Raw genomic sequence first — 12,245 nt, forward strand, 5'->3', positions numbered from 1 at the left:
TAAGCTTACAGGGAAGTGAGCGATATTTATTTCAAACGACTGCTTAAAGAAGGGATTATTTGTTTGAGAATTTATATGTAAAATTGGACGCCCGATCGGAATTTCCCGGTCAGGCGCCTTTTTATGCCGGTTTCCAAAAACCGGCGCTTATTTGATGAACTTGTCCTCTATTTTATTACAAACCCAGGTCTTCGCTTTAAACCGGTGCATTAAACGAACTCTTCATACTCGTTCGGATGCTGATTTTCCACTCTGCCGGGTTCTCCCTTATCCAACTTGTCGATTGCGTTTAGATCTTCTTCTGTTAATTCAAAATCGAACACGTCCAAATTCTGCTTCTGATGAACAGGTGAGGCAGACCTTGGAATGACCAGGACATTATTCTGTACGTTCCAGCGGACGATGACCTGGGCAGGCACTTTGCCATACTTTTCTGCTATTTCCCTAATTGTTTCATTTTCCAGTACATCATTGATCTCCCGGCCGAACGGACTCCATGCTTCCGACAAAATACCGAATTTCTCATTCGCTTTGACGAGTTCTTTATTGTTGAAATACGGATGCCGTTCTATCTGATTGGTCGCTGGTGTGACGCCTGTCTGTTCAATAATGTGCTCGAGGTGTTCCGCCAGGAAGTTTGAAACACCGATTGTTTTTATCAGACCGAATTTCTGTGCATCCACTAAAGCCTGCCACGCCTCGGCATATTTCCCCTGTTTTGGCAGCGGCCAGTGAATCAGATACTTATCAAAGTAATCCAGGCCTAAGCGGTATAGGGATTCCTGAATCATCTGGATCGCCTGATCATAGTCATGTGCTGCACCGGGAAGTTTGGAACTGATGACCAATTCTTCCCGCGGAACTGTGGTACGGCGGACGGCTTCCCCCACCGCACCCTCATTATTATAATTCGTCGAGGTGTCGATCAATCTATAGCCATTCTCTTCCATCGCTGTTATAAGACTGTTTACGCCTTTGGCCCCTTTAAGGTCGATGGTGCCCAGCCCGATTGCCGGTAAACTGCTTCCATCATTCAAAGGGTACTTTTGATTTTGGGTCACCTTACTCATCCTTTCAGAATGCTGATAAATTTTTAATAACGTCTTGCCATTTATAATGATTCCTCCAGCCTTCCCCAGATAAACATCGTCACTTTTTCTATGTCCGACCTCTTGTCTTAACTATCGTCGAATTAAGCAGATATGGTTCTTCATATTTCAGTGCCAGATCAGATATGAAAGTATTGATGTCATCGGAATCAAGGGTCATCAGCAGCTCCTGGTACTGCTTCTTCTCTTCTTCATCAGCTTTGTTTTTGAAATACCCCCATACGTGCTGAAAGTAGTTTCGGATATGCTTCTCATCATATTTCTGATTATAGGCGGCATCCAGCAGCTCTTTGAACCGTGCAACGGACATCTCCGTTCCCTCTTTGAGCAGTTCACGGATTTCGTTATAGATCTCCTGGCTTTTGGAGAGGACGAAATACTTTTCCTCCGCCCATACCTGTTCAAGCATACCGACATCTTTCCCGGTCAGCCGCTTCTCCTGCATGCGTCCGAGAAATGAACGTTTATACATGTAGTGGCGGAGCAGCGGCATCTCTCCATTCGGGTAATACCCGAGTGGGGCGTTCATCGCATCCAAATATTTTATTTCCTTGTCGGTCGGCTGCGGATCGACCATGATATACCCGAGAAATATTTCAGTTTCAGGCTGATAATCTGTAAGATGACTATCCTTTTCTGCATACAGGCTGATGCGCCCGGTTTCCGTATTGTAATCCATCCGCATTTTAAAGTGCTCGTCCCCATAACTCTGGGCGGTATAGTAGCTGTGCTTCATATCAGTCCGTACAGGCATCCATCTGACAATTCTGCCGAGATGTCTGTATAGCCCGCCTGTACTGAGTATATCGGCAAAACGCCGTGCATTTTTATGCTTTAGGAACAAATGGATTTTGTAGAATAGTTTTATAGATTCAGCGGGCGAGTCAAAGGGGAAATACGGGAAATTGACACCGATGATGTCAATCGGCTTGAGCGGATGGTCGAACCTGACTGAACATCCTTTGAAGTTGACAAGCCGATTCGGCACCCGCTCGGATGTGGAGATATTCGACAGGCGTATCAATGCCTGCTCCGTTTCTCCGAAGATTGCCTTTCCGGCTTCATTCAATTCCACTTTGGCATTATGATGGGTCCCCGTTCCATGGGCTCTCCGTGCCCCCGGATCTTGTACATTAAATCTTTCGACGAGATCGATGATGATATCCCCTGCAGTCTTCATGTATACCTCTCCTTTTCATTTGCCTTATGTTACCTATCCCCGGTGTGTGCGGTACATAATCTACATTTTGTTGGAAAAACTGCTTTAAATCGTGATTATCATTCCTGGTTCGGCCAGCCGTATTTCCCCTGTCGGGTGCTGTCTGGTGCTATCGGATATTACTTCCAGCGCTCCATGGTGCGGCAGATTCGCAAGCAATGTAAGAACTGCATCACACTTCACTGCCAGCTGGCCGGCGGATTTATCCGCAGGTCTTCCATTCATACTGCATTCGGCAATCAGCAGGTCGACTCCGAATGCGAACCGGACCAGGCTGCCATAGTAACTTGTATCAGATGTATGAACAAACGTTGCTCCTGTCTCATCAGTCACCCTGAGTGCATTTGCCTGAACTGTATTTGTACTGCGGTGGAAGTCGATGGTGAACGGACCGAGTTCTAACCGGCTGCCGCCCGTAACAAGATGAAAATTGCTGTACTTTGCCCTGCGTATCTCTTGTACCATCTCTCCACCGAGTGGACCGTAGAAATTCAGGTTCAGGCCCCTCTGCTTCAACTGTCTGGCAATTTTTCTTGCCTGCATGAACGCTGACACATCTTCCTTATGCTCATCAGGATATTGCGGGAGTATAATATGATGTATGTCATGGAGGCTGACGTATTTCTGTACATGTGCAGCCACTCCCGTTCCTGCATGCAGAAGCAGGATAAATCCGTCCTGCTCCACCAGGTAGCCTGAGGCCGGTTCAGTACTTTCCGGAAAACCCTTCTCCAACCCTACAACAGTTATTTTCATGACGTCGTCCCCCCTCATGCTTTATAATTACTTTTACCCTCTCACACATCAAACAAGCAAAATAAGTGAGGGGAACACATCATAAAAAGAGAGCGGAACAGGCCTGAAATCAGGCCTGTTCCGCTCTCCAAAGCTATCCATCAATTCTTCTAAGCAGTGAAACGACTTCCACGTGCACCGTATGCGGGAAGAGATCCACCGGCTGCACTTGTTCCAGCTCATATCCGAAATCTCTTAACCAGGTGATATCATCGGCAAAAGTTTCAGGGTTGCATGAAACATAGACCACCCTGTCTGTCTGGAGTCTGCCGATTCTTCTCATCACTTTCCCTCCGGCACCTGAGCGCGGCGGATCCAGCATTAGAAGATCCGGTATACCCCAGCTTTTAAGCACTTCATCCATCCCCCGTCTTGCATCTTTGGCGAGGAAGTAGGTATTGTCTATGCCGTTATCACTGGCATTTCTTTTGGCCGATTCGATGGAAGATTCCACAATTTCAATGCCGGCAAGTTCTTTTACCCTCGTTGCGAATGGGAGTGAGAATGTCCCCACACCGCAGAATAAATCGATCATGCGTTCCTCTTCTTTGGCATCCGCCATCTCTATGGCCAGGTCTACAAGCTTTTCCGCCTGTGTCGGATTCGTCTGGAAGAAAGTATCGAACCACACCCTGTACTTATATCCGTACATTTCATCATTGATATAGTCCCTGCCATACAGAGTATGGGTCTTCTCGGATTGGGCCATGTCCGCCCAGTCCGTGTTTTCCATCCACATCAGGCTTTTGACATTTTTAAACTTTTTAGTAATTCTCTCGATCAGATCTTCTACTGCATTCTGCAGTGTACCATCCGGTGAATCGGTCGCAAATACCGCCAGCATGAGCTCATCCGTCTTCTGTGACTGTCTGACCATCAGGTTACGGAGCAGCCCTGTATGCTCGTCTTTATCATAGCCGCTTAAGTTGAACTCTTTTCTCCATTCCGAGACTTCAAGCATCGCTTCCACCATTTCCCGGCCTGCAATCAGACAGGTATCGAGATCGATGACCTTGCGGAAATTCCCCAGTTCATGCATTCCGAGTGAGCCGTCCCGGCCGAATGTGAACTCCATCTTGTTGCGGTATTCCCATGGGACTTCCGCACCGATCGTGTCCTTGACAACATCCGTATCGAACCCATGCTGCTCAAGAAATCTCTTTACGTGATTTGTTTTATATTCAAGCTGATCCTGATACGCCCAATGCTGCCACACGCATCCGCCGCATTTTTCAAAATGCGGGCAGGGCGGCGTTATCCTTTCGGAACTTGCCTTTATAATTTCATCCGGCAGAACGCGGGCCAGTTTCCGGTTCGGATTTGAAACCGTCACTTTCGCCTCTTCGCCGATCAATGTCTGAGGAACGTTCAATTTCAATTTTCGTGGATTGCTTCCACCTGCATCGCGCCATACTGCACCCATACCGGATCCTTTTTTATCCAGTTTCTCTATACGTACCGTATGCGTTTCATAATCTTGATTGGACACTCTAGCAACTCCTTAAAATATCTATTACTCAATGAATGCATCAGATGCTCTATTCATTTTATAGAGTGCAATTCGCATTGGCAATAGATTTATACGCACTTTTCCTTAATCACATACGTATTCACAGCAATGTCGTAGACCGATTGCTTTTTCTTCGTATAAATTGCCGTCAATATATATGCAAAAATCAGCACATAAGTAAGTATACCAGTAATCCAGTCCACAGGAGGGACTCCTCCCTCTCCCAGGTACGCCATTTTAAATGCAGTATAATGTCCGAATTCCCAAGGGACGAATTTAACCAGGTTCCTTCCTAAAGAATGAAGGAAAGACAAACGTGCGCCCTTGGAATCGACTACTTTCAACCCTGTTTTCCTTTTACCGAATGACCCCTTTGAAAACTTGGAATCAAAGAATGAAAAGTATAGAACGACAGGAAAAGTGACTAACAGAAAAGTCGTCAGCTGAGATACTGGAACTGAATGAATAAAGAGTTTTTGGAGAGCTGGAACAAAAACAACGGAAATCATCACTATGAACAGCAGATACATCAGTATGATGATGTAATCGAACAGGAAAGCTTTTAATCTCGTTAAAAACCGGGCGTATGAAACATTCATAAGGAATCTCCCCTAGATCCAGAATTTGACCAGAAGACCTATTGAAAGGCCGAAGACCGCATGGCCGAATGTCCAGTAAAACCATGCTGCCCGGTCACTGGATGCAGGCGGCGTCTCTGTCAGTGCACTGAGAAAATAGAGGATACCGCCCCCGACTGCAAAAACTAAAATATAGGGCCATACATCCATCTCCCATCCAAAAGGGATTAAAAGATAGTATAGAACGACCGCACTCGCGATACATGTCGCATAGTGGAATAGAATTCCAGTAATCCAGTAATGGCTCCACTTCTTTAAACCAGGCATGTAGTCCATGTTATAAAGCAGTATGTCTGCCTTGTTCCCCGTTATTTTTCGGATGATTTTCATTACTCCTGCGAGTATCACTCCGGAAATTATTCCTATTAAAATGAGTTTTATAAAAGTAATCATCACAACACTCCGTAAATAATTGAATTTTAGTCTATCTTTTTATACCCTTTCAAATCGTTTTTAGCACTCAAACTTTCAATTGGATAATTTTTTATCTACATGTCAAAATGGCATTAAAGGCGAGGTGATCATTTATGGGACAGTTACCACTTGAGAAATATGCATCAAATATAAAGCTTAATGAGCCGTTCAAACCGCATCGAAGTGAAATCTCCGATAGAGAGATTCTTGTTGATGACATTCTTTTTATATTGAGGAATGAAAAAGCAGGTACCCAGGACATCGAAATACCGGAAGACTACAAAGCTAAAAGACGGCTGATCAGAGCCCTTTTGAACATCAGGCAGCCATTGCCTTTAAATAAGGAAATGATGATGAAACTGGATACTTTACTGCAGATGGAACTGGAAGATAAAGTAACCATTGAGACAGAACAGCTGGAAACGATCAGTGAACAATATCCAGATACTTCACTGTCACAGGCGGATAAAATGAGTGTATTCCAGGGAGATATTGCTGTTTTGCGTGCTGACGCCATCATCAATGCCGCGAATGCACAGCTGCTCGGATGCATGCAGCCGCTGCACGACTGCGTCGACAACGCCGTCCATTCTGCTGCCGGGCCCCAGCTTCGGGATGATTGCGCTGAAATCATCCACATCCAGAAAGGGGAAGAACAGACAGGAGATGCCAAAATCACAAGAGGCTATAATCTGCCGTCCAGATATGTCATCCATACAGTCGGACCCGTCGTACCAAAAGGAGACGGCCTGACTGAGCAGCACCAGCAGGACCTGGCATCCAGCTACACCGCCTGCCTGGAGCTCGCCAGCCAGTTCGATGATATTAAAACGCTGGTGTTCCCTTCAATTTCAACAGGTGAATTCGGCTTCCCTGCCGGCCAGGCAGCAGAGATTGCTGTAGGTACGGTAAACGAATGGCTCGAAAATAATGCGCATCACTTTGAAAAAATCATCTTTAATGTATTCAGTGAAAGTGACAAGGCAGTCTATATCAAAGTTTTCAACCCATAAATTTAACCTCCGGAATCATTTTTCCGGAGGTTCTGTTATGTCCATTCTTCTATCGGTCTGAGCCTGGATTCTATCTCGTTCCGCTGATCTTCCAGAAATGACGGCAGATCCAGCTTCGTCCCCAACTCTTCGACTGAGGCATCTGCTGTGAAACCGCGCGCTTCTGCTCCGACGATTTCAATCATCACACCATTGTCTTCCCGGAAGTAGAGACTGTTGAAATAATATCTGTTCTTAACTCCCGTTGTTACATATCCTTTATCTTTCAAAATCCGGTCCCATTCTCCGAGCGGCCTTTCTGCAGACTGGATGGCAAGATGATGGACACTTCCCCTGCCCGGCTTTTCCTTATTACCAGACGATTCCAGTATCTGGATTTCCCCAAACACTTCACTCTCTGCTGCCTGCACAATTGCTTTGGTACCATCTTCAGAAACAAGTGTATATCCAAATACGTTTTCCAGCAGACTGACCAGACTGTCTTTATTCTCCACTGTTATTTCTGCAGTGCCCATGCCAAGGATCCGGTGGGCCTCCTCAATCCCGTTATCGTCCCAGGGGTTCCAGTCGTCCGGAATATTTCCGCCGTCATGATTGATCAACATCAGTTTTAAGCCTTCGTGATCTTCGAATACCAACGCATCTCTGTCTGCATATTCACCGATGCCTTTATGCTTAACATTGAATCTATCCAGCCTGTCCCGCCAATAGAGCAGCGAATCATAGGAGGATACGAGTAAACCGATACCTGAAATTGAATTCGTTCCCTTGTGGGTAGCCCCTATATTCGGGATTTCAAAGAAAGTTAAATCGTTCCCGGCAGTGCCTGTCATATCACCATAAAATACATGATACATTCCGGTATCTCCCTGATTCACCGAAATTTTAACTCTTCTCAAACCTAAAATACCTGTATAGAAATGGTTATTCTCCTTCAAATCTTTCGTAAACATGGATATATGGTGATGTCCCCTAATCATTAAATAACACCCTCCCTTATAATATTATTTAGTAATGCTCATCCATGGACGGCCTGCTTCCCAATGAACCTTCACCGGAATCTTGTAAGTTTCAGTAAGCAGCGTATCAGTGAGCACTTCTTTTTTCGGTCCTCCGGAAACAATTTCCCCGTCACGGACCAGCAGCACATGGGTAATCGCATTTGTAATCTCCTCGATGTGGTGGGTCACATATAATAGATGGCAGGACCTTTTTGCCACATCTTCTGTGATATCAAGCACATCCTCACGGGCCAGTACATCGAGCCCTGAACACGGCTCATCCAGTATAAGGAGCTCTGGACTGCTCATTAAAGCTCTGCCGATCAAGACCCTTCGCTGTTCTCCCTGCGACAGTAGATTATATTTTTTGCCTTTCAAATAAGAGAGTCTCAGATCTTTTAAAATCCCTTCTGCCCGCTGCCAGTCTTCCCCGGTAATTTCCTGGTACAGGCCAAAAGAGGCATACTTGCCGCTGACAATTATATTTTCTGTTGTTTCACGGTTCATCGTCTGGGCAAACCGTCCAAGCGAACTGCTGACATAGCCGATTTTTTTGCGCATCTCCGGAAGGCTTGCTCTGCCGAATTCAGTATCCAGTACTTTGACTCTGCCTGAAGTCGGATAATTATACCCCGTCACTATGTTCAATAAAGAAGTCTTGCCGGAACCGTTCAATCCCAGAATCGCCCAATGTTCATCTTCATTAACAGTCCAGTTAATATCTTTAAGTATCTCTTCACCGCTTCTTCTCCAGTACATTTCTTCCACCGTAATGATTCTGTCCATAATCCAGCCACTCCTGACGAATATGTTGTTAATGCCTCAGTATCAATATACATAAAAGGACGGCGGAAACAAAGTCCGCCGTCCCGGGTAATTATTCATCAAATAGATTCATGCTTAAATAACGCTCGCCTGTATCCGGCGCAATCGCCACGACACGTTTACCCGGCCCCAGCTTTTTAGCCACTTCAATGGCTGCAAAAACGGAAGCACCTGCAGACGGACCGACAAAAATGCCTTCTTCCCAGGAGAGTCTCTTGAACATATCCACGGCATCCTCGTCCGCAATCTGGATGATTTCATCATAGACATCCGTGTTTAAAATGTTCGGAATGAACCCGGGGCTCGTTCCGACCAATTTATGCTGGCCCGGTTCCCCGCCTGATAATACAGGGGAGCCTTTCGGTTCAACAACCGCAATATGAAGATCAGGCAGATGCTCTTTTAAAGTTTCTCCCGTGCCGGTAATTGTGCCGCCGGTTCCCGCAGTCGCAACAAATGCATCGAGATCATTATCAAAATCATCCAATATCTCCATTGCCGTTGTCGTGCGGTGTATATCCGGGTTGGCAAAGTTCTCAAACTGCTGTGGAATAAAGCTGTTCGGAATATCCTTCTGCAGTTCTTTCGCTTTTCTGATGCATCCGGGCATCTTTTCCTCACTTGGAGTGAGCACCACTTCTGCACCATATGCTTTGAGCAGGTTGATGCGCTCTTTAGTGGAACTGTCAGGCAGCACAAAAATCGCCCTGTATCCTTTCGCCGCGGCATTCATCGCCAGACCGATGCCGGTGTTGCCGCTCGTCGGTTCAATGATTGTGCCGCCCGATTTCACAAGCCCCTCTTCTTCAGCCTTTTTAAGCATGGCGAAAGCCGCACGGTCTTTGACACTCTTGCTCGGATTGAACATTTCCAGTTTGACATATATATCCGCAGCACCCTCCGGCACCACTCTATTGAGTTTTACAACAGGCGTATTGCCGATTAAATCAATTATACTATCCACTCTGTTCATAATAGAAACCTCTTTTCACGTTTAAATCCTATAGTAATAGTATATTATAAACTGTCCCAAGGTCAAAAACATCAATTCAGCACATATCCTAAATAACCCGCAGCAAGTGAATGATACATCATCCGATAACCTGGTTTCTCATTCAAATAACGAATCAGGACGTTTTCCGTTCAATCTAGCTATCAAGCGTGTTCATCAGAGCATGTATCTTGCGGACAGTATTGACGTTCCTTACGGTAACCTTTTTATATATTTGGGTTCCTGCAATCTTTGACAGGCCGCTTTTGGACAGTTCTTTCTTATCAACGGACCATAGTATGGCACCCGGCGTATATTTCACAGTATCTATGCCGGGCCTGATCTTCAGATTTTCAAGCAAAGATGGGTCGTCGATTTCATCCCACAGGAACATGACATCGCTTCTCATTTCCTTGTCATTTTTCCATGTGTCAGGAAGGGTGTCATTGATTCTGGTTACTTCCTCCCTGCTCCGGATCAGCACTTTGATCTGCAGACCGAAATCATTATATATTGCTTTCTCCAATATATGGGAGAGTCCAGCTCTCGAAGTTTCTTCAGATGAAAAGATAATATTGCCTGAATTGATATAGGTGACTACATCATGCATTCCAGCGCCCTCAAAAGTCTGCTTGAGCATTTTCATGTCTATTTTATTCCTTCCACCCACGTTGATACCGCGAAGAAGAGCGACATAGATCATAACCCATCATCCCCTTATTTCTTTTAGCACACTATAATTCTTTCACTCCTGCTTCCTGCCGGCATACTCCCAGAGTACCGCCAATCTTTCCTTGCGAAGACCATCAAGATTTAGATGGATAGGATGCTCATCGATAATACTGGAAAAAAGAGCACTGAATATGACGGCCGAATATATTTGTTTACATTTTACCATATTGTGTCTATATTTGTATCCAAATATAATAGTGCGGTATTCCCGGCGAACTTTTTCTTTTTCCGGTAATCTATAGCCATGTTAGTGGAAGAAGGGTGTTTATTACTGAACAATAAGACGACTGCTTGCCTACTTCTGATTTTAATTTCAACTCAACCGGATATTCATGTTAGAATAAGAACAAGTCGATAAAAGTAAATTTACACCAATATAACATATTAGTTGCCACGCTTTATAAGCATCATTCAATAATCAGACCATTTCCTTGAACAAGAGAAAGAATAATTAACCGCCAGTAGAACAAATAAGATTTTCATCTGACTAATCAAAAGATAAACACTCAATACTGCTCCATACTTAATAGGTTTTTCGATTAAAATGGAAGGGATGAAGAATGATGGGAGATAATAAGGGGCAAGAAAATGAAAATACTGGGTTCGTATTTATTCAAGGTGCAGGCTTACAGAGCCAAATTTGGAAAATGGTTGTATCGGAAATGGAAAACCCTGTACTATTGGTTGATTTCCCTGAAAGAGAGGGAGAAAACAAATCACGTAAAGGATTGACTTTACAAGAGTACAATGCACATATAAAGAGACAAATTGAAGCGTGGTCAGTTGAAAAATTTGTTATTGTTGCACATTCTTTAGGAGGAATCTTTGCCCTTAAACTTTCCAATGATCTATCGGAGCGTGTGGTTGGATTTGTTGCAGTTGGAGCAACTATTCCAAAAAGTGGAGATTCATTCCTCTCAACTTTCCCACTTGCAAAACGCGCGTTGATGAATGCAATCCTGAAATCGTTTGGTACGCGCCCCACCGAGTCTGCTATTCGCAAGGGTCTGTGTAATGATCTTTCATATGAACAGGCTAATGAAGTAGTACGTGATTTCGTCCCGGAATCTATTCACGTTTATACAGGCCGGACAGATGCAACCCTTCCAGCAGAGTTACCGAAGCTCTATATAAAATTAGCGAAAGATCAAGAAATGAGTTTATCCCATCAGGATAAAATGATAGCCAATCTTTCTCCACAAAAAATCGAGATGCTGCAGACAAGTCATTTGCCTATGCTCAGTAAACCTGATGAATTGAGGGACTCTCTAATTGCTTTTCTTGTTCGATGGCAACTCAAATAAAAGGTTTTTTCTTTGTTGTTTTTCAAAACTCCAGAGTATACGATTATGCTTAGTGATTCTCTCTTCCTTCTCTTATTGGTTCCCCTTACCTATTCTCTACAAAAAAAAGACTCAAGATACCGGCCCTGAGTCGTTCTAAAATTTTTTTATTTCTATTATACTGTTCATTGCCGTATTGCACCGACCTGGTTTCTCATTTCAAACAGAAGATTGATAAGAGAAGGAAAGTACGGAATGAATGTACTCTCCTCTATCATATCCAGTATTTCCTCTTTTGAAGCCCACTTTACAGCCTGCACTTCTTCGTATTGTAAATCTAACCCACCTATATCAACATCTTTTTCTAAAAGATATATGTCGTCAAAACCCCTGTCAAAATTAATTGTAAGGTGTGGTCTCACTTCCTCAAGATCCAATTTTATACCGAGTTCTTCCATTGTCTCTCTTGATGCTGCTGATCGGCTTGTATCACCTTTAGTTGCACTGCCGCCTACAGTGAGATCCCACATGCCGGGCCATCCTTCTTTGAAGGATTGTCTTTGCTGGATGAGCATTTCACCTCGCCTGTTGAATATGCATACATGGATCACCAGATGGTAGTCGCCTTCTTTAAACGGCTCACCACGGACCATTGTCCGCTCAGTCCTGGAACGTTCAATATCATAAATATCCCAAAATTCCATGTGCCTTCTCC

13 protein-coding genes are annotated in these 12,245 nt (G+C 44.4%); 2 read left to right on the forward strand and 11 right to left on the reverse strand.

The features are described from left to right. Positions 1–209: 209 nt before the first annotated feature. From ACKRAT_RS10300 to ACKRAT_RS10325, 6 genes are all read right to left on the reverse strand, one after another. Positions 210–1,061 (reverse strand): aldo/keto reductase, encoded by an 852-nt coding sequence (locus tag ACKRAT_RS10300; protein WP_411842327.1) that lies wholly within the window; start codon positions 1,059–1,061, stop codon positions 210–212. A gap of 97 nt (positions 1,062–1,158) precedes the next feature. Next, positions 1,159–2,289 (reverse strand): YbgA family protein, encoded by a 1,131-nt coding sequence (locus tag ACKRAT_RS10305; RefSeq protein WP_411842328.1) that lies wholly within the window; start codon positions 2,287–2,289, stop codon positions 1,159–1,161. Positions 2,290–2,373: 84 nt separating this feature from the next. Further along, on the reverse strand, positions 2,374–3,084 hold the full coding sequence (locus tag ACKRAT_RS10310) for an MBL fold metallo-hydrolase (protein ID WP_411842329.1): 711 nt from the start codon (positions 3,082–3,084) through the stop codon (positions 2,374–2,376). 133 nt (positions 3,085–3,217) lie between these two features. After that, entirely contained in the window at positions 3,218–4,612 is a 1,395-nt protein-coding gene (rlmD, locus tag ACKRAT_RS10315; protein ID WP_411842330.1) for a 23S rRNA (uracil(1939)-C(5))-methyltransferase RlmD, read from the reverse strand. Between the two features lie 89 nt (positions 4,613–4,701). Continuing rightward, on the reverse strand, positions 4,702–5,232 hold the full coding sequence (locus tag ACKRAT_RS10320) for an RDD family protein (protein ID WP_411842331.1): 531 nt from the start codon (positions 5,230–5,232) through the stop codon (positions 4,702–4,704). Between the two features lie 12 nt (positions 5,233–5,244). After that, entirely contained in the window at positions 5,245–5,664 is a 420-nt protein-coding gene (locus tag ACKRAT_RS10325; RefSeq protein WP_411842332.1) for a hypothetical protein, read from the reverse strand. Between the two features lie 134 nt (positions 5,665–5,798). On the opposite strand from ACKRAT_RS10325, the gene ACKRAT_RS10330 reads away from it, so the two are divergent. Next, positions 5,799–6,698, forward strand: a complete 900-nt coding sequence (locus tag ACKRAT_RS10330; protein WP_411842333.1) for a protein-ADP-ribose hydrolase — start codon at positions 5,799–5,801, stop codon at positions 6,696–6,698. A gap of 35 nt (positions 6,699–6,733) precedes the next feature. On the opposite strand, the gene ACKRAT_RS10335 is transcribed toward ACKRAT_RS10330, so the two are convergent. From ACKRAT_RS10335 to ACKRAT_RS10350, 4 genes are all read right to left on the reverse strand, one after another. Next, positions 6,734–7,678, reverse strand: a complete 945-nt coding sequence (locus ACKRAT_RS10335; RefSeq protein ID WP_411842334.1) for a VOC family protein — start codon at positions 7,676–7,678, stop codon at positions 6,734–6,736. A gap of 24 nt (positions 7,679–7,702) precedes the next feature. Next, the gene (locus ACKRAT_RS10340; protein ID WP_411842335.1) at positions 7,703–8,485 is read right to left on the reverse strand and encodes an ABC transporter ATP-binding protein; all 783 of its coding nucleotides are present in this window, start codon (positions 8,483–8,485) and stop codon (positions 7,703–7,705) included. A 91-nt stretch (positions 8,486–8,576) separates the two neighbouring features. Beyond that, positions 8,577–9,497 (reverse strand): cysteine synthase A, encoded by a 921-nt coding sequence (gene cysK, locus ACKRAT_RS10345; RefSeq protein ID WP_411842336.1) that lies wholly within the window; start codon positions 9,495–9,497, stop codon positions 8,577–8,579. A gap of 175 nt (positions 9,498–9,672) precedes the next feature. Continuing rightward, on the reverse strand, positions 9,673–10,218 hold the full coding sequence (locus tag ACKRAT_RS10350) for a DUF1697 domain-containing protein (protein WP_411842337.1): 546 nt from the start codon (positions 10,216–10,218) through the stop codon (positions 9,673–9,675). A 589-nt stretch (positions 10,219–10,807) separates the two neighbouring features. Between ACKRAT_RS10350 and ACKRAT_RS10355 the strand changes: the two genes are divergently transcribed. Then, positions 10,808–11,551 carry an alpha/beta fold hydrolase gene (locus tag ACKRAT_RS10355; RefSeq protein ID WP_411842338.1) on the forward strand — a complete coding sequence of 248 codons (744 nt, stop codon included), beginning with the start codon at positions 10,808–10,810 and terminating at the stop codon, positions 11,549–11,551. 164 nt (positions 11,552–11,715) lie between these two features. Here the strand turns inward: ACKRAT_RS10355 and ACKRAT_RS10360 are convergent, their stop codons facing one another. Beyond that, entirely contained in the window at positions 11,716–12,234 is a 519-nt protein-coding gene (locus ACKRAT_RS10360; RefSeq protein WP_411842339.1) for an NUDIX hydrolase, read from the reverse strand. Between the last annotated feature and the right edge of the window lie 11 nt (positions 12,235–12,245).

The sequence above is a fragment of the Salinicoccus sp. HZC-1 genome, assembly GCF_046736035.1.
Classification (GTDB): Bacteria; Bacillota; Bacilli; order Staphylococcales; family Salinicoccaceae; genus Salinicoccus.

Bases quoted from the DNA above. Each gene is read 5' to 3' on its own strand.
- ACKRAT_RS10305 (WP_411842328.1), bottom strand. From the start codon at position 2,289: ATGAAGACTGCAGGGGATATCATCATCGATCTCGTCGAAAGATTTAAT.
- ACKRAT_RS10310 (WP_411842329.1), bottom strand. From the start codon at position 3,084: ATGAAAATAACTGTTGTAGGGTTGGAGAAGGGTTTTCCGGAAAGTACT.
- ACKRAT_RS10320 (WP_411842331.1), bottom strand. From the start codon at position 5,232: ATGAATGTTTCATACGCCCGGTTTTTAACGAGATTAAAAGCTTTCCTG.
- ACKRAT_RS10325 (WP_411842332.1), bottom strand. From the start codon at position 5,664: ATGATTACTTTTATAAAACTCATTTTAATAGGAATAATTTCCGGAGTG.
- ACKRAT_RS10330 (WP_411842333.1), top strand. From the start codon at position 5,799: ATGGGACAGTTACCACTTGAGAAATATGCATCAAATATAAAGCTTAAT.
- ACKRAT_RS10335 (WP_411842334.1), bottom strand. From the start codon at position 7,678: ATGATTAGGGGACATCACCATATATCCATGTTTACGAAAGATTTGAAG.
- ACKRAT_RS10340 (WP_411842335.1), bottom strand. From the start codon at position 8,485: ATGGACAGAATCATTACGGTGGAAGAAATGTACTGGAGAAGAAGCGGT.
- cysK (WP_411842336.1), bottom strand. From the start codon at position 9,497: ATGAACAGAGTGGATAGTATAATTGATTTAATCGGCAATACGCCTGTT.
- ACKRAT_RS10350 (WP_411842337.1), bottom strand. From the start codon at position 10,218: ATGATCTATGTCGCTCTTCTTCGCGGTATCAACGTGGGTGGAAGGAAT.
- ACKRAT_RS10355 (WP_411842338.1), top strand. From the start codon at position 10,808: ATGATGGGAGATAATAAGGGGCAAGAAAATGAAAATACTGGGTTCGTA.
- ACKRAT_RS10360 (WP_411842339.1), bottom strand. From the start codon at position 12,234: ATGGAATTTTGGGATATTTATGATATTGAACGTTCCAGGACTGAGCGG.